Genomic DNA, 26,936 nt, shown 5'->3' on the forward strand with positions numbered 1-26,936 from the left:
GAACTAGAAGACCGGCACGCCGTCCCGGGTCAGCTTCCAGTCCACCGACGCGAAGGTGCCCGGGTCGACCGTCCCCTTCGCCTTCACCCAGCCGATGATCGTGTTGCGGATCTCGTCCGAGTTCGCCCACAGCTGCTGGGCCTTGGCGACGTGCGGGAACGCGCCGCCGCCGGAGGCGCGGTAGTTGTTGACCGCGAGGACGAACTGCGCGGCCGGGTCGAGCGGCTTGCCCTGGAAGGACAGGCCGTTGATCCGCTGCCCGACGGGCTTGGCGATGTCGATGTCGTACGTCAGACCCGACACGGCGTCGTAGTTGTAGTCGGGGGTGGCGTCCGCGTTGGTGAGCTTCGCGGTGTCGACGGGCGCACCCGCCGGGGTCTGGACGTAGTACTTCGCCGAGTACTCCAGGTAGTCCTTCAGCTGGGCGCCCGTGAGCAGTCGGGCCTCCAGGGTGTTCTCGAAGGGGTAGAGGCCGGCGGCGTCCTTGATGCTGATCTCGCCGGCCGGGATCCGGGCCGTGCGCGAGAAGCAGGAGGCCTGCGAGAGCACCGGCAGCCCGGCGTACGCGCCGCCCGCGAGGGCCGCCTTCACCGTCTCGGCCTGGACGACGTTGATCAGGTCGATGATCGGCTCGTCCTTCCACGGCGCGTCGGCCGTGGTCATGGCGGCGGTCGAGGTGCCGATGACCTGGTTGACGTACGCGACGACCTTCTTGTGCTCGTCCGCGAGCAGCCCGGTGATCTCCGGGTCCTCGGCGACCGTGTTGGAGTTGAGGACCTGCGCGCCGGCCTTCTCGACCACCCAGCGGCCCTTCTCCCACACCAGGTCGAAGTCGAAGAGGGTGAGGCGCTGGCCCCACTTCAGCGGCTCGGACAGGACGACGTCCTTGCCGGTCTCCTTGTTCTTCACCCGGTACTCGGGGATCTCGGTGTGCGCGTGGCCGACGAGGATCGCGTCGATGCCGGGCACCTGCTCGGCGACGAGCCCGGCGGCGTTCTCGATGTACGGGAGCTGGTCACCGTACGAGGAGGTGCCGGAGGAGCCGGAGTGCGCCGAGACGATCACGACGTCGGCGCCCATCGAGCGCAGCTTCGGCACCCACTTCGCGGCCTGCTCCTCCAGGCCGGGGAAGACCATCCTGCCGGTGACGTTCGCCTTGTCCCAGATGGCGATGCCCGGGTTGGTCAGGCCGAGGATCGCGACCTTGACGTCCCGGCCGTGCGGGGTGCGCAGGCAGTGCATGCTGTACGGGGCGAAGGCCGGGCGCAGCGTCTTGGCGTCGAGCGCGTTGGCGCCGAGCAGCGGGAAGTCGCACTGCTCCTCGAACTTGCGCAGCACCGGGATGCCGTAGTTGAACTCGTGGTTGCCGAGCGCGGCGGCGTCGTAGCCGATGGCGTTCATGGCCTGGGCCATCGGGTGGACGGGGCCGCCGGTCTGGGTGATCGGGTCGACCTTGGCGTAGTAGTAGGACAGCTGGGTGCCCTGGATGGTGTCGCCGGCGTCGATGAGGAGCGTGTTCTCCTCGCCCTTCGCCGCGCGGACCTGGTCGACCAGGGTGGAGATCTTGGCGAGGCCGACGTCGTTGTGCGCCTTGTCGTCGAACTCCTTGTCCGTGAAGTAGTCCCAGTTGAAGACGTTTCCGTGCAGGTCGGTGGTGCCCATCACGGTGAACGAGTACCGCTTGGCCGGCCGGGGGCGGGCTTCGTGGGCCTCGGCGGGGGCGGCGACGCCGGTGGTGAGGGCGGCTCCGGCTCCGACGGCGGCGGAGGCCTCCAAGAAGGCACGGCGGTTCAGCGGCATGTGGTTCTCCCCTTGATTCGGCGCCTGCCATGGCGCACAACGCGCGTAGATTCTGGCCTGGAACGCACTGTCGCAACAGACCTTTCGGGTTACGGAGTGGGAAAGTGTTCGGTATGACACACCCGCACCCCACCCCAGAGGCGCCCCAGGTGACGGTCCGCGGCGAGGGCCGCCTGGAGGTGGAGCCGGAACTGGCCAGGATCGGCGTGTCGGTACGCGCCAGGGGCACCGACCGGGCCTCGGTGCTCGCCGCCCTGACGAGCCGTAACGCCGAGGCGATCGCCCTGGTGAAGTCCTACGGGGAGGCCGTCGCCGCGCTGGAGACGGGCGCCCTGTCCGTCACCCCGGAGCCGGCCCGGCACGGCCGCGGCGAGCGGGTGCGCGGCTACCAGGGCTGGGTGCACCTGTCGGCCGAGCTGACCGACTTCACCGCGCTCGGCGAGCTCGTCACGCACCTCGCGGACCTGGAGTGGACCCGGGTGGACGGCCCCTGGTGGTCGCTGCGCCCGGACTCCCCGGCGCACGCGGAGTCGCGCCGGCAGGCCGTACGGGACGCGGTGCGCCGGGCGCGCGAGTACGCGGAGGCGCTCGGCACCTCCCTGGCGGCGCTGCTCGAACTCTCCGACACCGGACTCGCCCCCGGCATGCCGGCCCAGGCCGGCGGGATGCGCATGGCCTTCGCCGCGGAGTCGGTGGAGGCGCCCGCTCCGCTGGACCTGGAACCCCAGCGGCAGACGGTCACCGCGGAGGTCGCGGCGCGGTTCACGATGGCGCCGCCCGCACTCTGAGACGAACGGTTTTTCGGCCCCTAACCCGCTCATCGGAGCAACCCGCCGCACAGATTCAAGACTTGTCAACAACCTTTCATGGAAAGGTTGTTGGCTTGTCATGGTGGGCGCCTTCGCTACCCACTGGTAAGCCCTAGGCTCGCCTCATGCGCCGAGCGAAAATCGTTTGTACCCTTGGGCCCGCCACCGAAACATACGACCAGATCAAGGCGTTGATCGAGGCCGGAATGGACGTGGCCCGCTTCAACCTCAGCCACGGCAGCTACGCCGAACACGAGAAGCGCTACCAGCACGTGCGCGAGGCCGCCGACGAGACCGGCCGGAGCGTCGGAGTCCTGGCCGACCTTCAAGGCCCGAAGATCCGTCTCGGCCGCTTCCGCGAGGGTCCCGTACTCCTTGAACGCGGCGACGAGTTCACCATCACCGTCGAGCCGGCGGAGGGCGACCGCCACTGCTGCGGCACGACCTACTCCGGCCTCGCCGGGGACGTGACCGCCGGCGAGCGGATCCTCGTCGACGACGGCCGCGTCACCCTGGAGGTCACCTCCGTCGACGGCCCCCGCGTGCACACCCGGGTGATCGAGGGCGGCATGGTCTCCGACCACAAGGGCCTCAACCTGCCCGGCGTCGCCGTCTCCGTCCCGGCCCTCTCCGAGAAGGACATCGAGGACCTGCGCTGGGCGCTGCGCACCGGCGCCGACGTCATCGCCCTCTCCTTCGTCCGCAGCGCCCGCGACATCGACGACGTGCACCGGATCATGGACGAGGAGGGCCGCCGGCTCCCCGTCATCGCCAAGATCGAGAAGCCGCAGGCCGTCGAGAACATCGACGAGATCGTCGCCGCCTTCGACGGCATCATGGTCGCCCGCGGCGACCTGGGCGTCGAGATGCCCCTGGAGCAGGTGCCGATCGTCCAGAAGCGCGCGGTGAAGCTGGCCAAGCGCAACGCCAAGCCGGTCATCGTCGCCACCCAGATGCTCGACTCGATGATCGACAACTCCCGTCCCACGCGCGCCGAGGCGAGCGACGTGGCGAACGCGGTCATCGACGGCACCGACGCCGTGATGCTCTCCGGCGAGACCAGCGTCGGCCGCTTCCCGATCGAGACGGTCCGCACCATGAGCCGGATCGTCGAGGCCGCCGAGGAGGACGTCCTCGCCAAGGGGCTGCCCCCGCTGACCGAACGGAACAAGCCCCGCACCCAGGGCGGCGCCGTGGCCCGCGCGGCCGCCGAGATGGGCGACTTCCTGGGCGCCAGGTTCCTCGTGGCCTTCACGCAGTCCGGCGACACGGCCAAGCGGCTCTCCCGCTACCGCTCGCCGATCCCGCTGCTCGCCTTCACCCCGGACCCGGCGACCCGCTCCCAGCTCAACCTCACCTGGGGCGTCGAGACCTTCCTCGGCCCGTCGGTGGACTCCACGGACGCGATGGTGGCCCAGGTCGACGAGCAGCTGCTGAGGATCGGCCGCTGCCGGCCCGGCGACATCGTGGTCATCACGGCCGGCTCCCCGCCGGGCGTCGCGGGCTCCACGAACCTGGTCCGGGTGCATCACATCGGAGACCCGCTGAACTAGGGAGGCGGCGGGGACGGGGCCTTGATCGGCCTATTCGTCTCAGACCTTGGAATCAAAGGTAAAGTGCCCCGGGTGGGATTCGAACCCACGCTGTATGGTGTTTGAGACCACTGCCTCTTCCGCTGGGCTACCGGGGCATCCTTCGAAACGAAGGTCGGTGATCACCCGCCGTGTCCCTACCTTACAGGAGGTAGGTAGGCTCATGGGGAGCTGTATCCGCCTCGGAACGAGGCCATCGAACGAGGAGCCCGTGTGACCGCCCCCGAGTCGCCCCAGCCCGCCGACGACGCCGAGCCGTCGCACGTTCCGCCGCTGACGACCCGCGTCGTCATCGCCGAGGACGAGGCCCTCATCCGCCTCGACCTCAAAGAGATGCTGGAGGAAGAGGGCTACACGGTCGTCGGTGAGGCCGGTGACGGCGCCACGGCCGTCGAGCTCGCCCGCGAGCACCGCCCCGACCTCGTCATCCTCGACGTGAAGATGCCCGTCCTCGACGGCATCTCCGCCGCCGAGAAGATCGCCGGCGAGTCCATCGCCCCGGTCCTCATGCTCACCGCCTTCTCGCAGCGCGAGCTCGTCGAGCGGGCCCGGGACGCCGGCGCCATGGCGTACCTGGTGAAGCCGTTCAGCAAGAGCGACGTCGTGCCGGCCATCGAGATGGCCGTCTCCCGCTTCGCCGAGCTCCGCGCCCTGGAGAAGGAGGTCGCCGACCTCTCCCAGCGCCTGGAGACCCGCAAGCTCGTCGACCGCGCCAAGTCGATCCTGCAGACCCAGTACGGCCTGACGGAGCCGGCCGCGTTCCGCTGGATCCAGAAGACCTCGATGGACCGCCGCATGTCGATGCAGCAGGTCGCCGAGGCCGTCATCGAGGACGCCGAGGAGAAGAAGGCGGCGAAGGGCCAGTAGCCCTCGCACTCCGCACAGGAGGAGGCCCGCCCCACGACCTTGTGGGGCGGGCCTCCTCGTACTTGTGACGGGTCCTACTCCTCGCCGAGGTACGTCTTGCGGACGTCGTCGTTCACGAGCAGGTCGCGGCCGGTGCCGGACAGCTTCATCGTGCCGACCTCCAGGACGTACCCGTAGTCCGCGAGGGAGAGCGCGGCCTGCGCGTTCTGCTCGATGAGCAGGATCGTCATGCCCTCGGACTTCAGCGTCGCGATGGTCTCCATGATCTTCTGCATCATGATCGGGGAGAGGCCCATCGAGGGCTCGTCCAGCATCAGCAGCTTGGGGCGGGACATCAGGGCCCTGCCCATCGCCAGCATCTGCTGCTCACCGCCGGAGAGGGTGCCCGCGGCCTGCTTGCGGCGCTCGCCCAGGATCGGGAAGAGGTCGTAGGACTTCTGGATGTCCTGTTCGATCCCGTCCTTGTCCTTGCGGAGGAAGGCGCCGAGCCGGAGGTTCTCCTCGATGGTGAGCCGGGGGAAGATGTGCCGGCCCTCGGGGGAGTGCGCCAGGCCGAGCGACACCACCTTGTGGGCCGGGATGCTGCTGAGCGACTGGCCGTCGAAGGTGATCTTGCCGGACGACGGCTTGAGCAGACCGGAGAGGGTGCGCAGGGTCGTGGTCTTGCCGGCGCCGTTGGTGCCGATCAGGGCGACGACCTGGCCCGCCTCGACGGAGAAGGAGATGCCCTTGACGGCCTCGATCTTGCCGTAGGCGACCCTGAGGTCCTCGACCTCCAGAAGTGCGGTCACTTGGAGTCTCCTTCGGTGGTGCTGTCCGCGTCGGCGGCCGGAGCCTCGTCGGCGGGGGTGTCGTCGGCGGGAGCCTCGTCGGCCTCGGCCTCGGGAGCCTGGTCGGCCTCGGGGGCCTCGTCGGCAGGCGCCTCGTCGGCCTCGGCGGCGGGCTCTTCCGCCTCCTCGACCTCGGCCTCGGCGGCGGGCTCTTCCGCCTCCTCGACCTCGGCCTCGGCGGCGGCCTCTTCCGCCTCCTCGACCTCGGCCTCGGCGGCGGACCCGGCAGCCTGCTCCGCGGCCTCGACCTCGGCCGCCTCCTCCGCGCCGGGCGCGTCCTCGTACGGCGTGCCCAGGTACGCGGCCACGACGCGCTCGTCGCCCTGGACGACCTCGGCCGTGCCCTCGACGAGCTTCTCGCCCTGGACGAGGACGGCCACGCGGTCGCACAGCTTGAAGATGAACTTCATGTCGTGCTCGATGACCAGGACGGCGATGCCGCGGTCGCGGATCGCGAAGACGAGCTCCTCGGTGGTGCGGGTCTCGCTCTGGTTCATGCCGGCGGTCGGCTCGTCGAGCAGCAGCAGACCGGGCTCGCTGGCGAGCGCGCGGGCGATCTCCAGCTTGCGCTGCTCGCCGTACGGCAGGTTGCGCGCCAGGTGCTCCGCCTTGCCCGCGAGACCCACGAACTCCAGGAGTTCCATGGCGCGTTCGCGGGAGGCGGCCTCCGCCTTCTTGAAGCCGGGGCCGCGCAGCAGCGCGGACCACAGGCCCTCCTTGGTCCGGGTGTGCCGTCCGACGAGGACGTTCTCCAGGACCGTCATGTTGGAGAAGAGACGGATGTTCTGGAAGGTACGGGCGATGCCGGCCTGGGTGACCAGGTGCGGCTTCGGCGGCAGGACGGTCCCCTTGTAGCTGACCTGGCCCTCGGTCGGGACGTACAGACCGGTCAGGCAGTTGAAGAAGGTCGTCTTGCCGGCGCCGTTGGGGCCGATCAGGCCGACGATCTCGCCCTCGCGGACGGTCAGGTCGACCCCGCGCACGGCGGTCAGACCGCCGAAGCGCATCGTGACGCCGCTCGCCTCCAGGACCGGGGAGGCCTTCTTCGTACCGACAGCGGTGTCGATGGTGGTGGTCGTCATGGCTTTCACGCCCCTGCCTTCGCCGTGCCGACGCCCGCGTCCTCGGACTGCCGCTGCTCCGGCACGACCCGCTGGTCGTCGTCGTTCTCGTGGAATTCCAGCCGCGCCCGCTTGTTGGCGATGAGGCCCTCGGGACGGGTACGCATCAGCACGATCAGGGCGATGCCGAAGCCGAGCAGCTGGTAGTCCTGGAGGAACGACAGCTTGGCCGGGATGAGGAAGAGCAGCGCGGAGCCGACGATGGGACCGGAGATGGTTCCCATGCCGCCGAGGATGACGGCCGCGAGGAGGAACGCGGAGTTCGGCGGCACGGGGCCGGCGAAGACGTAGTTCTCGGGGACGACCGTGGTGTTGACGTGCGCCTGCACCGTACCCGCGAGGCCGGCGAGGCACGCGCCGAGGGCGAAGGCGACCAGCTTGACCCGGAAGCCGTTGATGCCCATCGCGGTGGCGGCGGTCTCGTCCTCGCGGATGGCGACCCAGGCGCGGCCGATGCGGCTGTTGCCGGCGCGGGAGAAGACGACCACGACCAGCGCCATGACGAGGATCATGAGCAGGTAGTAGTTGGCGTAGGCGCCGAGCTCGATGCCGAGCACGGTGTGCGACTCGCCGAAGTTGTACCCGAAGAACTCCAGCTGGGGGATGTTCGGGATGCCGTTCGGGCCGTTGGTGATCTGCGGGCCCGAGGTGCCGTCGAGGTTGCCCATGGCGATGCGGAAGATCTCACCGAAGCCGAGGGTCACGATGGCGAGGTAGTCGCCGCGCAGCCGCAGGGTCGGCGCGCCGATGACGACGCCGAAGACCAGCGAGGCGGCCATGCCGGTCAGCGCCGCCGCCCAGAAGGGGAACTGGATGCCGAACGCGGAGCTGGTGGCACCGGAGACGAGGGCCGCGGTGTACGCGCCGACGCCGAGGAAGGCGACGTAACCGAGGTCGAGGAGACCGGCGAGGCCGACGACGATGTTCAGGCCGAGGGCGACGGTCGCGAAGATCAGGATGTTGACCGCGATCAGCGTGTACGTGTCGCCGCTCTGCTGGAGGAACGGGAAGGCGATCGCCATGACGATGGCGGACGTGACCGTCACCTGCCGGTTGCGCGCGGTGATCGCGGAGAGCCTCCGGGTCAGCCCGGACTTGACCAGCGCGGTGGCGGAGAAGCCGACGATGATCAGGTACGCGATGAAGAGCTGCGGCTCCGAGTCGTCGGTGTCGATGCCGAAAGTGACGACGTACAGGCCGAGGGCGAAGACCGCGACGATGATCAGGATCTCGGCCCAGGACGGCAGCTGCTTGGCCGGGGCGGCCTTGCGCGTGTCGTCGGGCAGCAGGTACGAGGCGACGGCCGGGACGGCCGCGGCGAGGACGGCGACGCCGGCGCCGGGCTCCAGGTCCACCAGGGCGCCCAGCTCCACGATGATCGAGATCGCGGTGAAGAGGGTGGTGGCGAAGGTGCCGAGGGCGAGGATCCACACGGCCTTGCGGGCGCCGGCCGGCGTCAGCCAGCCGAGGCCCTTCACGCCGAGGGCGGAGAGTGCGTGCAGCCCGGTGAGGACCGCGCCGACCAGCGTGAGGAGCTGGAGCGGGGCGGGGTTGCCGTAGATCGTGAGGTTGCCGGGGAACGCGGTGGTCCACGTCCACGCGAGGAAGGTGCTCACGGCGGTGACGACGCTGCCGGCGACGGCCGTCCAGAGCAGCGCGGCCGGCTTCGGCGCGGCGGAGCCCTCGGTGGTGTTCTCGGTCTGGGTCTTGGTCTCGGTCATGGTGCTCACGCCCTGTCCGCGACGCGCTCGCCCAGCAGGCCCTGCGGCCGTACGAGGAGCACGAGGATGAGGAGGACGAAGGCCCACACGTTGGACCAGGCACCGCCGCCGAGCTGCTGCATGCCGGGGATGTCCTCGATGTAGGCGATCGAGAGGGACTCGGCGATGCCGAGGACGACGCCGCCGACCATGGCGCCGTAGATGTTGCCGATGCCGCCGAGGACGGCCGCGGTGAAGGCCTTGAGACCGAGGATGAAGCCCATCTCGAAGTTGATCTGGCCCTTGTCGACGCCGTAGGCGACGGCGGCCACGGCGGCGAACGCGGCACCGATGGCGAAGGCCATGACGATGATGCGGTCGGTGTTGATGCCCATCAGCTTCGCGGTGTCCGGGTCCTGCGCGGTGGCCTGCATGGCGCGGCCGCTGCGGCTCTTGGAGACGAAGAGGCCGAGGGCGAGCATGCACAGCGGTGCGAGGACGAGCACGAAGGCGTCGGAGCGCTGGATCGAGAGGCTCGAGGTGATCTGGAACGCCTCGCCCGGGAACTCGGGGAAGCTCACGGCCTTCTTGGCGTCCGGGTAGAACTGCCAGACCAGCTGCTGGAGCGCGATGGACAGACCGATCGCCGTGATGAGCGGGGCCAGTCGGGGCGCGTTGCGCAGTGGACGGTAGGCGAACCGCTCGGCGGCGGTCGCGACGGCCACGGAGGCTATCGCGCCACCGACGATCATGAGCGGTATCGCCACCAGCAGGGACGTGCCGCTCGGGAGAGCGGTGTAGGTGGTGAGGGCGCCGAAGCCCCCGATCATGAAGATCTCGCCGTGGGCGAAGTTGATGAGCTGAACGATGCCGTAGACCATGGTGTACCCGATGGCGATGAGGCCATAGAGGGCACCGAGGGCCAGGCCGTTGGCCAGCTGTTGCGGCAGTTCGTGCACCGCAGGCCTCCGATGAGCTTGTCGGATATGACTCCGCGCGAGGGCGCTGTTTGCGCCCTCGCGCGGCTTGGTTCAGATGGAGCGGGCTCCCTTACGGGCGCCGGTGGTGCAGGGGATTACTGGTTGAAGGTGTCGCTCTTGACGTCGACCCACTTGCCGCCCTCGACCTTGTAGACCGTGAGCTGCTTGTTGGTGGTGTCGCCGTACTCGTCGAAGGAGACCTTGCCGGTCACACCGTCGAAGGAGACCTTGCCCAGGGCCTCGGTGACCTTGGCGCGGGCGTCGGACGGCAGCTTGCCGCCGTTGGCCTGGACGACGGCCTTCACGGCCTGGATGATCGCCCAGCCGGCGTCGTAGGAGTAGCCGCCGTAGGCCGCGTACGGGTCCTTGTAGCCGCCCGCGTTGTAGTCCGCGATGAACTTCTTGGCGGTGTCGAGCTTCTCGACCGGGTAGCCGATCGAGGTGGCCAGGTCACCGTCGTTGGCCTCGGCGGAGGCGCTGATGAAGGCCGGGTCGTAGATGCCGTCGCCGCCCATGACGGGGATCTTGGCGCCGGTCTTCTTGACCTGGTCGGAGAGCAGACCGCCCTCGGGGTACTGGCCGCCGAAGTAGACGGAGTCGGCGCCGGAGGCCTTGACCTTGTCGGCGGTGGAGGAGAAGTCGGTCTCCTTCACGGTGACGTGGTCGGTGTCGACGACCTGGCCGCCGAGGCGCTTGAACTCGTCGGAGAAGATCGCCGCGAGGCCGGCACCGTAGGTCTGCTTGTCGTCGACGACGAAGACCTTCTTCTTGCCGGCGTCCTTGAAGAGGTACTGGGCGGCGAACTTGCCCTGGACCACGTCGGTGGCGGCGGTGCGGAAGTAGGTCTTGAAGGGGCGCTTGAACTCGCCCTTGCCCCAGTTGTCGCCCTGGCTGAGCGCCGGGTTGGTGTTGGCCGGGGAGACCTGGGCCAGGTTGGCGGAGGCGAAGACGCCCTGCATCTGCTGGGAGACGCCGGAGTTCAGCGGGCCGACCACGCCGAGGACGTCCTTGTTGCCGACGAGCTTGGTGGCGTTGGCCTGGCCGGAGGCCGGGACGGCCTGGTCGTCGAGGCCCTCGATCTTGAAGGTGACGCCAGGGACTTCCTTGTTCTTGTTGGCCGTCTGGACCGCCAGGTCCACGGAGTTCTTGATGCCCTGGCCGAGCGCCGAGAGGGAGCCGGTCAGCGGGGCGTCGACGCCGATGACGACGGTGACGTCGCCGCCACCGCTCGCGTTGTTGTCACTGCCACCCTTGTCGTCGCGCGAACCGCAGGCGGTGAGAGTGAGCGCTCCCGTGGTGAGCACGCTGGTGAGGATGAGCAAAGAACGGTGTCGCACGAAGAATCCTTTCCCTGGCGCGGCCCCCTCAAGCTGAGGCGGTGCCGTGAAGCTGTGTAGCTAGAGGTGCCGTTTTCGATGCCGGGCCGTACTGGGTCGAGCAGGCCGTGCAGTGGAAGCGCCCGGCGGCGCGGTGACTGGCCGTGACTCTAGGCGCAGGTGGGGAACGGCGGGGAGCGCCCAGGTCAGGATGTGACTGTCTTGTTATGCCGACGGGCGGAGACGGTGTGCACGCGGGGTGCAAACCCGGGCACAGCGGTCGGTAGTGCGGTGTTCGCATGCTGAGAATCCCCAGTTCCGCTAAGGGGCTTGAAGGGATCACGGTCCTGACGAACGACCCGTGAGGGTCTCCGGATATCGGACACCGCCCCATTCGTCAGCGGACGGAGAGCAGGGCGGGCGCCGATCCGGCCATTCCGCTCCCGAATGGCTTGGATGTCACGCAGGGTTACGGCGATCATGGCCGGGATCATTCGCCGGGGGAGGGTCCGGAGCTCCCGGGAGGGGTCGGGGCGGTGGTCCACTCGTCGGGCGGACGCCAGTTCTCCGAGCTTCCCGTCGCCCCGTTCGCCGCCTCGCAACGCCGTCGCGACTCCCGGTCGGCCAGCGCCTCGGCGGCCCTCCGTCCCGAGCGTCCGTCCTCGGCCCGGGCGGCCGCGAGCACCTCGTCGTGGATCTCGTACTGCTCGTTGGAGAGCCCCTTCTGCTCCCAGTCGAGTCCCGCCCACTTCGATCCCTTGAGCGCCTCCTTCACCCAGTACGACACCAGGTTCGCGCAGACGTCGGCGGGGGTGCTGGTCCGGGGTGCGGGCGACGGTGCGGGGCGAGGGTCCGGAGCGCGGCCGCAGCCGGCGGACAGGGTGAGCGCGCACCCGGCCAGGGCCGCCGCCAGGGCGGCCCCGGCCGACCGTGAACGGGCGCGTGTCACGGGAGTTGGACGAACGGCTTCAGGAAGTCGCGCGCGCCGGGAGTGTCCAGGCGGTACGTGACGTTCGTGGCGTAGCAGGGCGTGTCGCCGGTGATCGTGGTGGCGACGAGCGTCAGCTTCCCGTTCAGCGTCGCGAAGTTGGGGCCTCCCGAATCGCCGTAGCAGGCACCGCCGTTGCCCTGGGGTGCGGTCATCGCGAGCCGGACCCACGCGTCGTTGAGGGCGTTGAAGGAGACCGGCGCCTTCATGCGGACCCCGCCGCCCGGGTGGGTCTGGCCGCCCGGTCCGCGCGACGCCTCCTGCGTGCCGTATCCGGAGACGAGGAACGCCGTGGAGTTCAGCCCCTGCGGGCCGAGCGCGGCCAGCGCGCCCGCCTTCGGCAGTGTCGCCGGCGTGAAGGACCAGCGGGCCTTCACCGCCTTCTCCGGCAGTTCGATCACCGAGATGTCATGGGTGTCGGAGGCGGGGCCGGGGTAGGCGGGGTGGCTGTGGGCGGCGCCCTCGACGGCCACGCTCCGTGCAACGGCGCCGGGGTCGCCGGGGTGCTCGGCGGCCGCCCGGTCCAGGCCGGCCTGGACGTCCTGGTCGAGCGAGACGTAGAAGCGGACGTTCGCCGGCCAGTCCGTGGTGCAGTGGGCGGCCGTGAGGAAGGTGTCCGCGTCGATCATGGTGCCGGAGCAGACCCAGTCGACCCGGTCCGGCGTCGCCGGGTCGTCGTCGTTGTCCCAGGTCGCGACGAGCGCGCCGACCTCGGTGCGCTCGGGGGCGGGGGCCGCGTTGTACGAGTTGATGGCCGAGGACGGGATCGCGGTGGCGATCACTGCGGCGCAGGCGGCGGCGGTGACGGCGGTCATCGCGGTGGTGGTGCGTACGGCTGTCACGAAGAACCCCTCGATGGGTGAATGGATCAGGTGTTCTCCTGTGGGGGAGGCCGCCAGTGAAGCGGCTGCGACCGTGTGGGGCAAGAGGGGGCGGCGGCAGGGGAGTTGAGACGCGAACGGCGCGGTGCCGGACGGTCACCCGTCCCGCACCGCGCCGTCCGTACCGGCTCGGAGTCCGCTCGGTCGGCTCAGGCGCCGTCCGCCCGGCCCGCCGCCGGCAGGTTCCCCGCGTCCTTCGCGTCGATGTCGCGCAGCAGGCACGTCAGCCGCGCCGAGCACACCCGCTTGCCCTGCTCGTCGCTGATCACGATCTCGTACGTCGCGGTGGTCCGTCCGCGGTGGACCGGGGTCGCCACGCCGGTCACCAGACCGCTGCGCACCCCGCGGTGGTGGGTGCAGTTCAGGTCGACGCCGACGGCGATCTTCGAGACCCCGCCGTGCAGCATCGAGCCGACGGAGCCCAGCGTCTCGGCGAGCACCGCCGACGCCCCGCCGTGCAGCAGCCCGTACGGCTGGGTGTTGCCCTCGACCGGCATGGTGCCGACGACCCGCTCGGCCGAGGCCTCCACGATCTGGACGCCCATCCGGTTCCCGAGGTGTCCGGCCGAGAAGAGCGCCGGGAGGTCGACGCCCAGCGCCGCGTACTCGTCGATGACCTCCTGCGGGAACTTCACGTGCTGCTGCTCACCCATGGGCCCGGCTCCGTTCGTCTTCGTGCGGCTGCTTGTCGCGTTCAGGACGCCTGAGCAAACGCTTAGGCGGACTGTGATTGTTCCAGACGCACGATCACGGACTTGCTGGCGGGGGTGTTGCTGATGTCCGCCGTCGACTCCAGCGGGACCAGCACGTTCGTCTCCGGGTAGTAGGCGGCCGCGCACCCCCGGGACGTCGGGTAGTGCACCACCCGGAAGCCGGGCGCCCGCCGCTCCGTGCCGTCGGCCCACTCGCTCACCAGGTCCGCGTACTGCCCGTCGGCGAAGCCGAGCGCCGCCGCGTCCTGCGGGTGCACCAGGACGACCCGGCGGCCGCCCTTGATCCCCCGGTAGCGGTCGTCCAGACCGTAGATCGTGGTGTTGTACTGATCGTGCGAGCGGAGCGTCTGCAGCAGCAGCCGGCCCTCGGGCACCTTCGGGTACTCGACGGGGGCGGCCGTGAAGTTGGCCTTGCCGGTCTTCGTGGGGAAGCGGCGCTCGTCACGCGGGCCGTGCGGCAGCGCGAAACCGCCGGGGTTCGCCGCGAGACGGGCGTTGAAGTCCTCGAAACCGGGGACCACGCGCGCGATGCGGTCCCGGATCCGGGCGTAGTCCGCCTCGAACTCCTCCCAGGGCGTCGCCGATCCCCCGCCGAGCACGGCCCGGGCCATCCGCGCCACGATCGCCGGCTCGGACAGCAGGTGCGGGCTCGCCGGCGGCAGGTTGCCCCGGGAGGCGTGCACCAGGCTCATCGAGTCCTCGACCGTCACGAACTGCCGGCCGCTCTTCTGCGCGTCCTTGTCGGTGCGGCCGAGCGTCGGCAGGATCAGCGCGCGCGTGCCCGTCACCGCGTGCGAGCGGTTCAGCTTCGTCGAGACGTGCACGGTCAGGCGCGCGTTCCGCATGGCCGCCTCCGTCACCTCCGTGTCGGGCGTCGCCCCCACGAAGTTGCCGCCCATCGCGAAGAACACCTTCGCCTCGCCGTCGCGCAGCGCCTGGATCGAGCGCACCACGTCGAAGCCGTGGTGACGCGGCGAGACGATCCCGAACTCCTTGTCCAGGGCGTCGAGGAAGGCCGGTGCGGGGCGCTCGAAGATGCCCATCGTGCGGTCGCCCTGCACGTTCGAATGGCCGCGCACCGGGCACACGCCCGCGCCCGGCCGCCCGATGTTCCCGCGCAGCAGCAGGAAGTTGACCACCTCGCGGATGGTCGGCACGGAGTGCTTGTGCTGGGTGAGGCCCATCGCCCAGCAGACGATCGTCCGCTCCGAGGCGAGCACCATCTCCAGGGCCCGCTCGATCTCGGACCGGTCGAGGCCCGTCGCGGCGAGCGTCTCGTCCCAGTCGGCCGCCTTCGCCGCCGCTGCGAACTCCTCGTACCCGTGGGTGTGTTCGCGTACGAACTCCTCGTCGACCGCCCCGGCCGTCTCCAGGACCAGCTTGTTGAGCAGGCGGAAGAGGGCCTGGTCGCCGCCGATCCGGATCTGCAGGAAGAGGTCGGTGAGCGCCGCGCCCTTGAGCATGCCCTGCGGGGTCTGCGGGTTCTTGAAGCGCTCCAGGCCCGCCTCCGGCAGCGGGTTCACCGAGATGATCCGGGCGCCCGAGGCCTTCGCCTTCTCCAGGGCCGACAGCATCCGCGGATGGTTCGTCCCCGGGTTCTGCCCGGCGACGATGATCAGGTCCGCCCGGTGCAGGTCCTCCAGGGAGACGCTGCCCTTGCCGATGCCGATCGTCTCGGTCAGCGCCGAGCCCGAGGACTCGTGGCACATGTTGGAGCAGTCCGGCAGGTTGTTCGTGCCGAACTCGCGCGCGAAGAGCTGGAGCAGGAACGCCGCCTCGTTGCTCGTCCGCCCCGAGGTGTAGAAGAGCGCCTCGTCCGGGGAGGCCAGGGCCCGCAGCTCCTCCGCGATGATCGAGAACGCCCGCTCCCAGGTCACCGGCTCGTACCGCTCGCCGCCCTCGTCCAGGAGCATCGGCTGCGTGATCCGGCCCTGCTGGCCCAGCCAGTACCCGCTGCGGGTCGCCAGGTCCGCCACCGGGTGCGCCGCGAAGAACTCCGGGGTCACCCGGCGCAGCGTCGCCTCCTCGGCGACCGCCTTCGCGCCGTTCTCGCAGAACTCCGCCACATGCCGCTTGTCACCCTCGGGCCAGGCGCAGCCGGGACAGTCGAAGCCGTCCTTCTGATTGACCTTGAGCAGGGTCCGCGCGGTGCGCCGCAGCCCCATCTGCTCCTGCGCGATCCGCAGGGTGTGCCCGATGGCGGGCAGGCCCGCGGCGGCGTGCTGCGGCGGCGTGACCTGCGGTGCGTCCTGGACCGGGTCACCGGCCGGCGGCTTGCTGACCATCGCGCTCTCCCTTGAGCGGTAATCCTCTGGCGTACGTCTCCGATCCTGTCACGCGGCACCGACAACCCGGCACCCCGGCCGGTGTGGACGGGATTGTCAGCGGGCCGTGGCAGGATCGTCGTGTGGCCGAGACAGCATCGAAGAACCCCGCAGACACCCGCCCCCGCCTGCTCCTCATGGACGGGCACTCGCTCGCGTACCGGGCGTTCTTCGCGCTGCCCGCGGAGAACTTCACCACCGCGACCGGGCAGCCGACGAACGCGATCTACGGCTTCGCGTCGATGCTGGCGAACACGCTCCGCGACGAGGCACCCACCCACTTCGCGGTCGCGTTCGACGTGTCCCGGAAGACCTGGCGGTCCGAGGAGTTCCCGGAGTACAAGGCGAACCGCTCGAAGACCCCCGACGAGTTCAAGGGGCAGGTCGAGCTGATCGGCGAGCTCCTCGACGCGATGCACGCGCCGCGCTTCGCCGTCGACGGCTTCGAGGCCGACGACGTCATCGCGACCCTCGCCACCCAGGCCGAGGCCGAGGGCTTCGAGGTGCTCATCGTCACCGGCGACCGGGACTCCTTCCAGCTCGTCACCGACCACACCACCGTGCTCTACCCGACCAAGGGCGTCTCGGAGCTCACCCGCTTCACCCCGGAGAAGGTCCAGGAGAAGTACGGCCTGAGCCCCTCGCAGTACCCCGACTTCGCCGCCCTGCGCGGCGACCCGTCCGACAACCTCCCGGGCATCCCCGGCGTCGGCGAGAAGACCGCCGCCAAGTGGATCAACCAGTTCGGCTCCTTCGCCGAGCTCGTCGAGCGCGCCGAGGAGGTCAAGGGCAAGGCCGGGCAGAACTTCCGCGACCACCTGGAGTCGGTCAAGCTCAACCGCCGCCTGACCGAGATGGTCCGGGACGTCGAGCTGCCGAAGACCGTCACCGACCTCGCCCGCGAGCCGTACGACCGCGCGGCCGTCGCCCTCGTCCTCGACACCCTGGAGATCCGCAACCCCTCGCTCCGCGAGCGGCTCCTCGCCGTCGACCCGGGCAGCGCCGAGGAGGCCGCCCCGGCCCCCGCCGCGGGCGTCGAGCTCGACTTCACCGTCCTCGGCGCCGGCGAGCTCGCCCCCTGGCTCGCCGAGCACGCCGGCGAGCCCCTCGGCATCGCCACCGTCGACAGCTGGACCCTCGGCACGGGGAACGTCGGCGAGGTCGCCCTCGCCGCCGCCGGCGGAGCGGCCGCCTGGTTCGACCCCAGCGCGCTCGACGAGGCCGACGAGCAGGCCTGGGCCGCGTGGATCTCCGACCCCGAGCGGCCGAAGGTCATGCACAACGCCAAGGGCGCCATGCGGGTCTTCCCCGAGCACGGCTGGAGCATCGCGGGCGTCACCATGGACACCGCCCTCGCCGCCTACCTGGTCAAGCCCGGCCGGCGCTCCTTCGCCCTCGACGCCCTCACCGTCGAGTACCTCGGCCGCGAGCTCGCCCCGGCGGCGGCCGCCACCGACGGCCAGCTCGCCTTCGGCGCCGACGACACCGCCGAGGCCGAGGCCCTCATGAGCCAGGCGCGGGCCGTCCTCGACCTCGGCGGGGCCTTCGACGAGCGGCTCGCCGAGGTCGGCGCCCGCGAGCTCCTCCACGAGGTCGAGCTCCCCACCTCCGTCCTCCTCGCCCGCCTGGAGCGGCACGGCATCGCCGCCGACCGCGACCACCTGGAGGCCATGGAGCAGCAGTTCGCCGGCGCGGTGCAGCAGGCCGTGAAGGAGGCCCACGCCTCCGTCGGTCACGAGTTCAACCTCGGCTCGCCCAAGCAGCTCCAGGAGGTCTTCTTCGGCGAGCTGAACCTGCCGAAGACGAAGAAGACCAAGACCGGGTACACGACGGACGCCGACGCGCTCGCCTGGCTGGCCGGACAGACCGAGCACGAGCTCCCGGTGATCATGCTCCGCCACCGCGAGCAGGCCCGCCTGCGCTCGACGGTCGAGGGCCTGATCAAGACCGTCGCCGCGGACGGCCGCATCCACACCACCTTCAGCCAGACCGTCGCCGCGACCGGCCGCCTCTCCTCCACCGACCCGAACCTGCAGAACGTGCCGGTCCGGACGGACGAGGGCCGCGCCATCCGGCACGGCTTCGTCGTCGGAGAGGGCTTCGAGGCCCTCATGACCGCCGACTACAGCCAGATCGAGCTCCGCGTCATGGCCCACCTCTCCGAGGACGAGGGCCTCATCGAGGCCTTCACCTCCGGCGAGGACCTGCACACCACCGTCGCCTCCCAGGTCTTCGGCGTCGAGCGGTCCGCCGTCGACGCCGAGATGCGCCGCAAGATCAAGGCCATGTCGTACGGCCTGGCCTACGGCCTGTCGGCGTTCGGCCTCTCCCAGCAGCTGAACATCGACCCGGGCGAGGCGCGGGGCCTGATGGACACCTACTTCGAGCGCTTCGGCGGGGTACGGGACTACCTGCGCCGCGTCGTCGACGAGGCCCGTGCCACCGGGTACACCGAGACGATGCTCGGCCGCCGCCGCTACCTCCCGGACCTCAACAGCGACAACCGCCAGCGCCGCGAGGCCGCGGAGCGGATGGCGCTCAACGCCCCCATCCAGGGCACGGCCGCCGACATCGTCAAGGTCGCCATGCTGAACGTGGACCGCGCCCTCACCGACGCGGGCCTCGCCTCCCGGATGCTCCTCCAGGTCCACGACGAAATCGTCCTCGAACTCGCCCCCGGCGAGCGCGAACAGGTCGAGTCCCTGGTCCGCGAACAGATGTCAGCCGCCGCCGACCTCCGAGCCCCCCTGGACGTCTCGGTAGGCGTGGGCCCGAACTGGGACTCGGCGGCGCACTGACCGTTGTGGGCGGTGCCCACCCGCCGTGTGGGCAATCGTCCCGCTGGGCGATGGGGGTCCCCCTGCTCGAGCGAAGCCGAGAGCTCGGGGAGGGTGGGCACACGGGGCGGCGCCCCCAGCGGCGCCTCCGCGTTCCGCGCCCGGACCCGCACCCCGAGGACGATGCCCTCGCGGTGCGGGTCCCGCACCAGGCGGCGGACTGTGCGCCACTCGGACCAGTCAAGGCGCGCCCCCGCGCCCCCGCTCCCGAAACTGGGGAGCATGATCCCGCGCCGCCGCTCGGCCCTCCCCGCCTGGGCCCTCCTCACCGCCCTGCTCGGCGCCTCCGGCACCGCCTGGCCCTGGCCCGCCGAGGCACACCCGGCGCCCGCCCTCTGCACCTCGTCCCGCGAGCCGGCTCTCGCCGCCCGCCTGTCCCAGGACATCGCGACGGCGCTGAAGGGCCGCGAGGGAACGGTCTCCCTGGCGATCCACGACCCCGGGCGCGGACTGCGCTGCCGGCTGGCCGACACCCTGGCGTACGACTCCGCGAGCATCGCCAAGGTCCTGATCATGCAGGCCGTCCTCGGACGCGCGGAGGAGCTCGGCCGGGCGCCGACGCGCCTCGAGGCGCGTCGGCTGAAGGCGATGATCACCCGCTCGGACAACAAGGCCGCCACCGCACTGTGGCAGGGCCTGTCCCGCGCCCGGCTGAACAGGGTGCTGCGGGAGGCCGGAGCGCAGGACACCGTTCTCGGTCGCGGCAACTACTGGGGCCTCACCCGCACCACCGCACGCGACCAACTCGCCCTCCTCGCCGCGGTGTCACGGCGCACCGAGGCGCTGTCCCTGATGGGTCAGGTCGTCCACTCGCAGGCCTGGGGCGTCACCGCGGGCGCACCGCGCACGGTCAAGGTCCACCTCAAGAACGGCTGGTTGTCCCGGGCGACCCACGCGTGGCGCGTGCACAGCATCGGCATCGTGCGTCCGGTGGCGGCCCCCACGCCGGAAACGGGCACGAACACCACCACGGACCCCAGCAGGACCACGGACCCCGCCACGGACACGAGCGCAGACACGAGCGCGTACACAGGCGCAGACACCGGCACGGAAGACCCCGCCGTCGACTACCGGATCGCCCTCCTCAGCCACGACAACCCCACCATGAAGTACGGCGTCCGCACCCTGGAGAGCGTCGCCCTCGTCGTGCACCGCAGGCTCTCCGGCGGCGCGGCCGCCCGTGGCTACACCCCGCCGGAGAAGATCACCGAGATCCCGGACGGGAGCGTTCCCGCCGGGGCGCCGGATCCGGGGGCTCCCGGTGGACCGGCGCGGCCGGAGCCGTCCGGGCCCGCGACGATCGGAGGAGCCGCACCCCCGTCCCGTACAGCACGAGCCCGACGGCGAGCCCCGCGCCGGCGCCGAAGCAGGCCGTCGGGATGACGTCGAGGGGCGTCTCGATCCGGTTCCAGCCCCAGTACGCGGCCCAGCGCAGCACTCGGTGGGCGACCCCCGCGAGGACGCAGCCGCCGATCAGCACGGCGGCGAGGAGCCGGCCGCGCCGGCCGGGCATCACGGCCCCGGACGGCAGTTCCGCCTCCGGGGCACCGGAGCGCAGCGCCCGCGCCGTGCACCAGCCGAGGAGGCCGAGGGCCAGCGCCGAACCCCCGTACTGCGCGTAGAGATAGACCGGGAACCCGGCGACGATCTCGCCGAGGAGAGGGATCGCGCGGGTGCCCCAGCGGTCGAGGTGGGTGAAGGAGTCCCACACCACATGGGTCGTGGCGCCGATCATCGACGAGAGGCAGAACCATCCGGCGAGCGCGGCCGGGTGCCGCTCCCGCCACGGGCGGCCCCGGACGAGCCCGTACACCCGGCCGCGCCACCGGGCGGGCAGCAGTGCGACGAGCGGTTCGCGCACCGTCAGCCAGAGGGCCACGAGCGCGGCGGTGATCAGGACGTCGGCCGTGACGATCCCGACGGGGGAGTGGGTGACGTCCCCGAAGACCATCGCCCCCGGGAACGCGGTCGCGGCGAAGTAGGTCATGTCGGGCGAGAAGGACCCGGCGACGAGTGCGGACGCGACCAGAGGTCCGCGCGCGGTCCCGTCGCGGCGCAGGGCGGGCAGCACGGCGGCGGCGTGGCTCAGCGTGAACGGCAACGGGAGTTCCCCCAGGGCTCGGGTGGTGACGGCGGGCCGGAGTGCGTGGCCGACCGGAGTGCAAGAGGGCCGGGACGCTCCGGTCGGTTCCCCGACTCGCCTGGTCGGCAGGCGGCCAAGAGGTGACGAAACCGTGAAACACGGTCAGGGGCCGGTGTCCGGTGGTCCGGAGTTGGCATAGGGTCGCCTGAGGTCTCGCGCGGGGAGCGTGGGACCGCGTCGATGGGGAGGGGACGACGGATATGGCAGCGCACATCGGCCGCCGACTGCGCAGGGGAGCCACCAGTGGTGCGGTGGTGGCCGCGGCGGTCGCGGCGCTCGCCGCCTCACAGGCACCGGAGGCGACCACTCCGGCCGCGGACAACAGCGGCGGGGACCAGGCCGTCGGCGCCGGTGACTCGGCCTCGCCGTCCCCGGACGGCTCGGTGACGGGCAATTCCCCGTACTACACGGACCTGCCGCCGCTGAACACGCCCAACAAGCCCGGGGCGAGCACCAATCTGCCGGTGATCACCGGCCCCGCCGAGGCCGGCATACCCGCGTCCGTCTACGCCGCCTACAAGCGCGCCGAGCTGTCGATACGCTCGACCGACCCCGGCTGCAACCTGCCGTGGCAGGTGCTCGCCGGCATCGGCAAGGTGGAGTCCGGGCAGGCGCGCGGCGGCCGGGTCGACGCCAACGGCACCGCGTCCCCGCCGATCCTCGGCCCCGTGCTCGACGGCGTCGGCTTCGCCAGGATCACCGACACCGACGGCGGCGCCTTCGACGGCGACAAGGTCCACGACCGGGCCGTCGGCCCGATGCAGTTCATCCCGTCCACCTGGGCCACCTGGGGCCAGGACGCCAACAGCGACGGGAAGAAGGACCCGAACAACATCTACGACGCGGCGCAGGCCGCCGGCCTCTACCTCTGCGCGAACGACCGCAACCTCGCGCTCCAGGCCGACCTCGACCAGGCGATCCTCAGCTACAACCACTCCAGGGAGTATCTGAACACGGTCATGTCCTGGGTCGCCTTCTACCAGCGCGGCACCCACCAGGTCCCGGACGGCACGGGCGTGCTGCCGGGCTCGCGCAGCGACGGCGGCAACAGGGGCAACGGCCTCCACCCGGCCACCCCGCTCCCGACGGCCCCCACGACTCCGTCGCCGACCCCGGTCGCGCCGAAGCCGAAGCCCTCGGAGAACCGCCCCGTCACGCCCAAGCCGCCGACCGTCCCCGACAAGCCCCCGGTCACCCCGCCGGTGACGCCGCCCACCCTCCCGCCGGCGGCCCAGGTCGCACGGCTCGCGATCGTGGCCAACGAGGAGCTGACCGCGACCACCGGCAACGCCTTCGCCGGATCCCCGAGGGTCGCGGCGCTCGACGCCTCGGGCAAGCCGGTCTCCGGCGTGAGCGTCCGCTTCGAGATCTTCGGCACCACCGACACCCGCTTCGCCGGCGGCGGGACCACCGCCACCGTCACCACCGGCTCGACCGGCCTCGCCACCTCGCCCGTCCTCCGGGCCGGCGAGAAGACGGGCTCCTTCACCGTGAAGGCCACCGTCGTGGGCCGCACCCTGGACGCGGCCAAGTTCGCCGCGACCGTCACGGCGCGCACGGCGGACACCCTCGCGCGGGTCGCCGGCGACCCGCTGACGGCCGCGACCGGCACCTCCTTCGCCCAGGAGATCCAGGTGAAGGCCACCGACAAGGGCGCCCTCGCCCCCGGCGTGACCGTCACCGCGGTGATCGTCACCTCGAAGACGGACCCCAAGGAGAGCACCGAGGGCCCGTCCTTCAAGACCGCGGACGGCACCACGGTCCGTACCGTCACCCTGAAGACCGGGGCGAACGGACTGCTCACCTTCGCCTCCGGCGACCTCCTCGCGGGTGCCGAGGCGGGCACGTACTACCTCCAGCTGACCGCGCCGGGCGGCGGAACGACCTTCATCGACCTGACGGTCACCGCGCCCGCGACGACGGACCCGCAGCCGACCCCGGAGCCGACGCCCTCCGGCAGCGGCACGCCCGAGGCCACCCCCTCGCCCAGCACCTCCCCCTCGGCCTGACGGTCAGGGCCTCCGGGCCCCGCCCCTCCGCGCCGCGAGCCACCGCGCCGTCCCCCCGTCCGCACCGGGCGGGGGGACGGCGCTTCGCGTTACCCGGGTGCAACGTGTTCTCATCTCGCGGCCGCGTTGCTACGGTGCCCCCGCCCTGACGACCTATCAGATCGCACCCGGGAGGCCGACCATGCGCGCCCTCGTCGCCGCCGCCATCGGACTCGCCCCAGTCCTCCTCTTCGTCCTGCTCCTCTCCGTGGTCGATCTGCCGCCGGAAGGCCCCACCTCGCCCAAGCCCCTCCTGACCGCCGATCCCGGCGTCAAGAAGTAGGAGGCCGACCGTGCGCCGCCGAGCCAGCCTCGTCCTGCTCGCCCTCGCCGTCTTCTGCGCCGCGATGGCCCCGACCCTGCGCTGGTACGCCTTCCCGCGCCTGGCGAAGATCCCGGCCAACCAGTACCAGGAGACCGTCCTGGAGGCGCGGCCCGCGACCCTCCTCGACTACTCCACGCTCAAGGCCGAGAAGGTCGACAAGATCACGATCATCCAGACCCTCAAGGGCAACGTGGAGGAGTCGCGGCGCATCGAACGCGACGCCGGCCGCGACGTCGTCGTCTGGGACGCCCTCGCCTACGTCACCGGGCCCGACGGCAAGATGGTCTCCAAGGTCCCGGAGCGGTACGTCTTCGACGCCCACACCCAGGACCCCGTCCACGCCACCGGCGAATCGGTCGACGACGACCCGGTCCGGCGCGAGGGCATCGAGTTCAAGTTCCCCTTCCTGACCGAGAAGCGCGACTACCAGTACTTCGACGCCCAGACCCGCACCGCCGCCCCCATCCACTACAAGGGCACCCGCACCTTCCGCGGCATGGAGGTCTACTACTTCGAGCAGACCATCCCCTGGACCAAGGTCCCCATGCCCAAGGCCATGCCGGTCAAGGGCATCACCCCGAAGATCCTCGCCGACTCCGGCCTCACCCGCTGGTACACGACCAAGCGGATGTTCTGGATCGAGCCGGTCACCGGGGCCCCCGTCAACGGCGAGGAGATCCACAAGGAGGAGCTCCGCAACGCCAAGAAGCTGATGGGGCAGGACACCCTCACCGTCTTCGCGGGGCACGTGAAGATGCGCGAGGACTACCTCGAGAGCGTCGGCGCGATGGTCTCCTCCAACCGCCTGATGGTCCTCATGCTCGTCTCCTACGTCCCGTGGACCCTCACCTTCCTGGCACTGGCCCTCCTCGCCCTCTCCCTCTGGCTGGAGGCCCGCTCGCGGCGCCCCGAGCCCGAGCCGCCCGCCGCCCCGGCCCCGACCCCGGTCAGCGCTCCCCTCTGAGCCGCGCGCTGGTGTGCCGGGTCGGCACCGCGGCCGACGGATCCTCCGGCCACGGGTGCTTCGGGTACCGCCCCCGCAGCTCCGCCCGCACCGCGCGGTAGCCCTCCCGCCAGAACGACGCCAGGTCGGCCGTCACCGCGGCCGGCCGGCCGGCGGGGGAGAGGAGGTGGACGAGCACCGGGACCCCGGCCACCCGGGGCGTCTCGGCCAGCCCGAACATCTCCTGGAGCTTCACCGCGAGCACCGGCCGCTCACCCCCGTACTCGACCCGTATCCGCGAACCGCTCGGAACCTCGATCCGCTCCGGCGCCAGCTCGTCGAGGCGCACCGCCTCGCCCGACGCCCACGGCAGCAGCCGCCGCAGCGCCTCCCCGGCGTCGATCCGCCCCAGATCGGCCCGGCGCGACGCCCGGGACAGCTCCGGCTCCAGCCACTCCTCGGCCCGGTCGACCAGCGTCCCCTCCGACACGTCCGGCCAGAGCCCGCCCAGCTCCCGATGGAGGAAGGCGAGCCGCTCGCGCAGCTCCCCGGCCTCCTTGCGCCACCGCAGCAGCCCGAGCCCCTCGCGCCGCAGGCCGTCGAGAAGTGCCTCCCGCACGAGAGCCGGCTCGGCCCCCGCGCCCAGCGGGCGGACCGTCAGCTCGACCGCCCCCAGCCGGTCCACGGACCGCGCGGCCACGTCCCCGTCCTCCCAGCGCACCTCCTCGCCGGTGCTCCGCAGATGCCCCGCCGCCCGCCGCGCCATGGCCTCGTCCACCACGGCCGCGAGCCGCACCCGCGCCGTGGCGTCCCGCGCGGTACGGTCCGCCACCGCCACGGCGAGCCACGGACTGGACCGCAGCCGCGACCCCTCGGCCAACCGCGCCCCGCTCCCCGACACCATCAGATATCCACCCTGCTCCCGAGCCCTGGCCACCCGCTCGGGAAACGCCAGCGCGGTCACAAGGCCGGCCACGGCATCGTCGCCGCCCACGGGCCCGCTCCCGGCCCCGCTCCCGGCCCCGGCCCCAGCCGCGGCCCCGGCCGCGGCCCCGGCGCCGGCGCCGGCCTCGGACCCAGCCCCGGCCCGGCCCCCGGTACCCGCCGTCCCGCCCGCGCCCGCCACCTCCCCCGCCGACCGCTCCAGGCGCCGTGCCTCCGTCCTCCAGCGGGCGCCGTATCCGTCGGTGCCCTGGCGGGCCGTGCGCCAGGCCGCCGCCAGGTCGTCGCCGTAGTCGCGCGGCGGCTCCTCGCTGAGCAGGGCCACCACCTCCGCCGCCCGACGCACCCCGACCTCGGGCGCACCGTCCAGGAGCGCGCGCCCCAGCCGGGGGTGCAGCCCGAGCCGGGACATCCGTACCCCCCGCTCCGTGGCCCGGCCGTCCCCGTCCACCGCACCGATCGACCCGAGCACCGCGCGCGCCGCCGCCATCGCCCCCGCAGGCGGCGGGTCGAGCAGCGCGAGCCCCTCCGCCGCCGGGTCGCCCCAGCAGGCGGCCCGCAGCGCGAAGTCCGCCAGGTCGGCGATCCTGATCTCCGGCGAGGGGAACCGCGCCCGGCTGCCGTCCTCCGCCTCGGACCAGCAGCGGTAGACCACGCCGGGCTCCTCGCGGCCCGAGCGCCCCGCCCGCTGGGTCGCCGCCGCGGTCGACACCGGCACCGTCGCGAGGGAGCCGAGACCCCGCGCATGGTCCGTGCGGGGCTCCCGGGCGAGCCCCGAGTCCACCACGATCCGCACCCCCGGAACCGTCAGGCTCGACTCCGCCACCGACGTCGACAGCACCACCCGCCTCCGCCCGTCCGGCCCCGCACCCCGCAGCACCGCGTCCTGCACGGCGGCGGGAGCCCGACCGTGCAGCTGGAGCACCTCCGCGTCCACGCCGTCGAGCAGCCCCGCCGTCCGCGCGATCTCCCCCGTCCCCGGCAGGAAACAGAGGACGTCGCCCCGGTGCCGCTCCAGCGCGAGCCGGACCGTCGACGCCACGTGCCGCAGCAGGGCCGGGTCCACCCAGGTGCCGTGCGCGGGCCTGATCCCGGCCGGCGGCGCGGCGAACCTCACCGCGTACCCATGGCCCTCGCCCTTGCTCCGCACGATCGGCGCGGGCCCGCCGCCGTCCAGGACCGTGAGCAGCTCCGCCCACGCCTCGGCGTCGCTCGTCGCGGAGGCCGCGATCAGTTTCAGCTCCGGCCGCAGCGCCGCCCGGACGTCCACCAGGAAGGCCATGGCCGTGTCGGCGTCGAGATGCCGCTCGTGGCACTCGTCGAGCAGCACCACGTCCACGCCCGCCAGCTCCGGATCGCGCTGGAGCCGCTGGAGCAGGATGCCCGTGGTCACCACCTCGACCCGCGTCGCGGCACCGGTCCGCCGCTCACCGCGCACCGAGAAGCCGACCGTGCCACCTGCCTCCTCGCCGAGCAGCCAGGCCATCCGCCGGGCCGCCGCCCGCACCGCCATCCTCCGCGGCTCGGCCACCATCACCCGCCGCGCCGGCCCGTCCCCTATGAGCCCCGCCAGAGCCAGCGGCACCAGCGTCGTCTTGCCGGTGCCGGGAGGAGCGGACAGCACCGCCGTGCCGCGCTCCGCGAGCGCGGCGAGCAGCTCGGGGACGGCATGGCGGACGGGGAGACGGTCGAGAGCGTCGTTTCGGATCACGCACTCAGTCTCGTACGCGCGAGAAAAAAGAAGAGCCCCGTCATCCACAGGGCCCTTCATTAGTAG

Annotated in this window: 19 protein-coding genes, 1 tRNA gene and 1 pseudogene; 8 read left to right on the forward strand and 13 right to left on the reverse strand. The window is 71.7% G+C overall.

The window, feature by feature from the left end:
- Positions 1–3: 3 nt before the first annotated feature.
- Positions 4–1,800 carry a bifunctional metallophosphatase/5'-nucleotidase gene (locus ACFYX3_RS06940; protein ID WP_389008986.1) on the reverse strand — a complete coding sequence of 599 codons (1,797 nt, stop codon included), beginning with the start codon at positions 1,798–1,800 and terminating at the stop codon, positions 4–6.
- 113 nt (positions 1,801–1,913) lie between these two features.
- On the opposite strand from ACFYX3_RS06940, the gene ACFYX3_RS06945 reads away from it, so the two are divergent.
- Complete coding sequence (locus ACFYX3_RS06945) at positions 1,914–2,588, forward strand: SIMPL domain-containing protein (RefSeq protein WP_389008989.1); 675 nt, start codon at positions 1,914–1,916, stop codon at positions 2,586–2,588.
- Positions 2,589–2,734: 146 nt separating this feature from the next.
- The gene (gene pyk / locus ACFYX3_RS06950) at positions 2,735–4,162 is read left to right on the forward strand and encodes a pyruvate kinase (RefSeq protein WP_389008992.1); all 1,428 of its coding nucleotides are present in this window, start codon (positions 2,735–2,737) and stop codon (positions 4,160–4,162) included.
- Between the two features lie 64 nt (positions 4,163–4,226).
- On the opposite strand, the gene ACFYX3_RS06955 is transcribed toward pyk, so the two are convergent.
- Positions 4,227–4,299, reverse strand: a tRNA-Leu gene (locus ACFYX3_RS06955).
- Positions 4,300–4,414: 115 nt separating this feature from the next.
- Between ACFYX3_RS06955 and ACFYX3_RS06960 the strand changes: the two genes are divergently transcribed.
- Complete coding sequence (locus tag ACFYX3_RS06960) at positions 4,415–5,068, forward strand: ANTAR domain-containing response regulator (protein WP_116161551.1); 654 nt, start codon at positions 4,415–4,417, stop codon at positions 5,066–5,068.
- Positions 5,069–5,142: 74 nt separating this feature from the next.
- On the opposite strand, the gene ACFYX3_RS06965 is transcribed toward ACFYX3_RS06960, so the two are convergent.
- The 9 genes from ACFYX3_RS06965 to ACFYX3_RS07005 form a co-directional block, all read right to left on the reverse strand.
- Entirely contained in the window at positions 5,143–5,859 is a 717-nt protein-coding gene (locus ACFYX3_RS06965; RefSeq protein WP_376584858.1) for an ABC transporter ATP-binding protein, read from the reverse strand.
- Complete coding sequence (locus ACFYX3_RS06970; protein ID WP_389008997.1) at positions 5,856–6,980, reverse strand: ABC transporter ATP-binding protein; 1,125 nt, start codon at positions 6,978–6,980, stop codon at positions 5,856–5,858. The genes ACFYX3_RS06965 and ACFYX3_RS06970 overlap by 4 nt, the downstream gene beginning before the upstream one ends.
- A 5-nt stretch (positions 6,981–6,985) precedes the next feature.
- On the reverse strand, positions 6,986–8,740 hold the full coding sequence (locus ACFYX3_RS06975) for a branched-chain amino acid ABC transporter permease (RefSeq protein WP_389009000.1): 1,755 nt from the start codon (positions 8,738–8,740) through the stop codon (positions 6,986–6,988).
- Positions 8,741–8,745: 5 nt separating this feature from the next.
- Positions 8,746–9,678: a branched-chain amino acid ABC transporter permease gene (locus ACFYX3_RS06980; RefSeq protein WP_376584864.1), complete on the reverse strand. Its 933-nt coding sequence runs from the start codon at positions 9,676–9,678 to the stop codon at positions 8,746–8,748.
- 116 nt (positions 9,679–9,794) lie between these two features.
- Complete coding sequence (locus ACFYX3_RS06985; protein WP_382651496.1) at positions 9,795–11,036, reverse strand: branched-chain amino acid ABC transporter substrate-binding protein; 1,242 nt, start codon at positions 11,034–11,036, stop codon at positions 9,795–9,797.
- Positions 11,037–11,505: 469 nt separating this feature from the next.
- Positions 11,506–11,964: a hypothetical protein gene (locus tag ACFYX3_RS06990; protein ID WP_389009005.1), complete on the reverse strand. Its 459-nt coding sequence runs from the start codon at positions 11,962–11,964 to the stop codon at positions 11,506–11,508.
- Positions 11,961–12,845, reverse strand: a complete 885-nt coding sequence (locus ACFYX3_RS06995; RefSeq protein WP_389009008.1) for a trypsin-like serine protease — start codon at positions 12,843–12,845, stop codon at positions 11,961–11,963. The genes ACFYX3_RS06990 and ACFYX3_RS06995 overlap by 4 nt, the downstream gene beginning before the upstream one ends.
- Before the next feature lie 188 nt (positions 12,846–13,033).
- Complete coding sequence (locus ACFYX3_RS07000) at positions 13,034–13,537, reverse strand: hotdog fold thioesterase (protein ID WP_359509064.1); 504 nt, start codon at positions 13,535–13,537, stop codon at positions 13,034–13,036.
- Positions 13,538–13,599: 62 nt separating this feature from the next.
- Positions 13,600–15,882, reverse strand: coding sequence for an FdhF/YdeP family oxidoreductase (locus ACFYX3_RS07005; protein WP_389009011.1), 2,283 nt, complete (start codon positions 15,880–15,882; stop codon positions 13,600–13,602).
- A 122-nt stretch (positions 15,883–16,004) separates the two neighbouring features.
- On the opposite strand from ACFYX3_RS07005, the gene polA reads away from it, so the two are divergent.
- Together polA and ACFYX3_RS07015 are read left to right on the forward strand one after the other, a co-directional pair.
- The gene (gene polA / locus ACFYX3_RS07010; protein ID WP_389009014.1) at positions 16,005–18,719 is read left to right on the forward strand and encodes a DNA polymerase I; all 2,715 of its coding nucleotides are present in this window, start codon (positions 16,005–16,007) and stop codon (positions 18,717–18,719) included.
- A 627-nt stretch (positions 18,720–19,346) separates the two neighbouring features.
- Positions 19,347–19,670, forward strand: a pseudogene (locus ACFYX3_RS07015) (serine hydrolase); the annotation flags it as partial.
- 292 nt (positions 19,671–19,962) lie between these two features.
- Here ACFYX3_RS07015 and ACFYX3_RS07020 read toward each other — a convergent pair.
- Complete coding sequence (locus ACFYX3_RS07020) at positions 19,963–20,859, reverse strand: DUF4184 family protein (protein WP_389009017.1); 897 nt, start codon at positions 20,857–20,859, stop codon at positions 19,963–19,965.
- A 242-nt stretch (positions 20,860–21,101) separates the two neighbouring features.
- Between ACFYX3_RS07020 and ACFYX3_RS07025 the strand changes: the two genes are divergently transcribed.
- From ACFYX3_RS07025 to ACFYX3_RS07035, 3 genes are all read left to right on the forward strand, one after another.
- A complete protein-coding gene (locus ACFYX3_RS07025) occupies positions 21,102–22,910 on the forward strand; it encodes a lytic transglycosylase (RefSeq protein WP_389009020.1) in 1,809 nt (602 codons plus the stop codon).
- Positions 22,911–23,091: 181 nt separating this feature from the next.
- On the forward strand, positions 23,092–23,232 hold the full coding sequence (locus ACFYX3_RS07030) for an SPW_0924 family protein (protein WP_116161564.1): 141 nt from the start codon (positions 23,092–23,094) through the stop codon (positions 23,230–23,232).
- 10 nt (positions 23,233–23,242) lie between these two features.
- Positions 23,243–24,238 carry a DUF3068 domain-containing protein gene (locus ACFYX3_RS07035; protein WP_389009023.1) on the forward strand — a complete coding sequence of 332 codons (996 nt, stop codon included), beginning with the start codon at positions 23,243–23,245 and terminating at the stop codon, positions 24,236–24,238.
- Here ACFYX3_RS07035 and ACFYX3_RS07040 read toward each other — a convergent pair.
- Positions 24,222–26,870 (reverse strand): ATP-dependent RNA helicase, encoded by a 2,649-nt coding sequence (locus tag ACFYX3_RS07040; protein ID WP_389009026.1) that lies wholly within the window; start codon positions 26,868–26,870, stop codon positions 24,222–24,224. The genes ACFYX3_RS07035 and ACFYX3_RS07040 overlap by 17 nt on opposite strands.
- Positions 26,871–26,936 lie beyond the last annotated feature (66 nt).

Source organism: Streptomyces sp. NPDC002463 (genome assembly GCF_042889835.1).
Classification (GTDB): Bacteria; Actinomycetota; Actinomycetes; order Streptomycetales; family Streptomycetaceae; genus Streptomyces; species Streptomyces nymphaeiformis.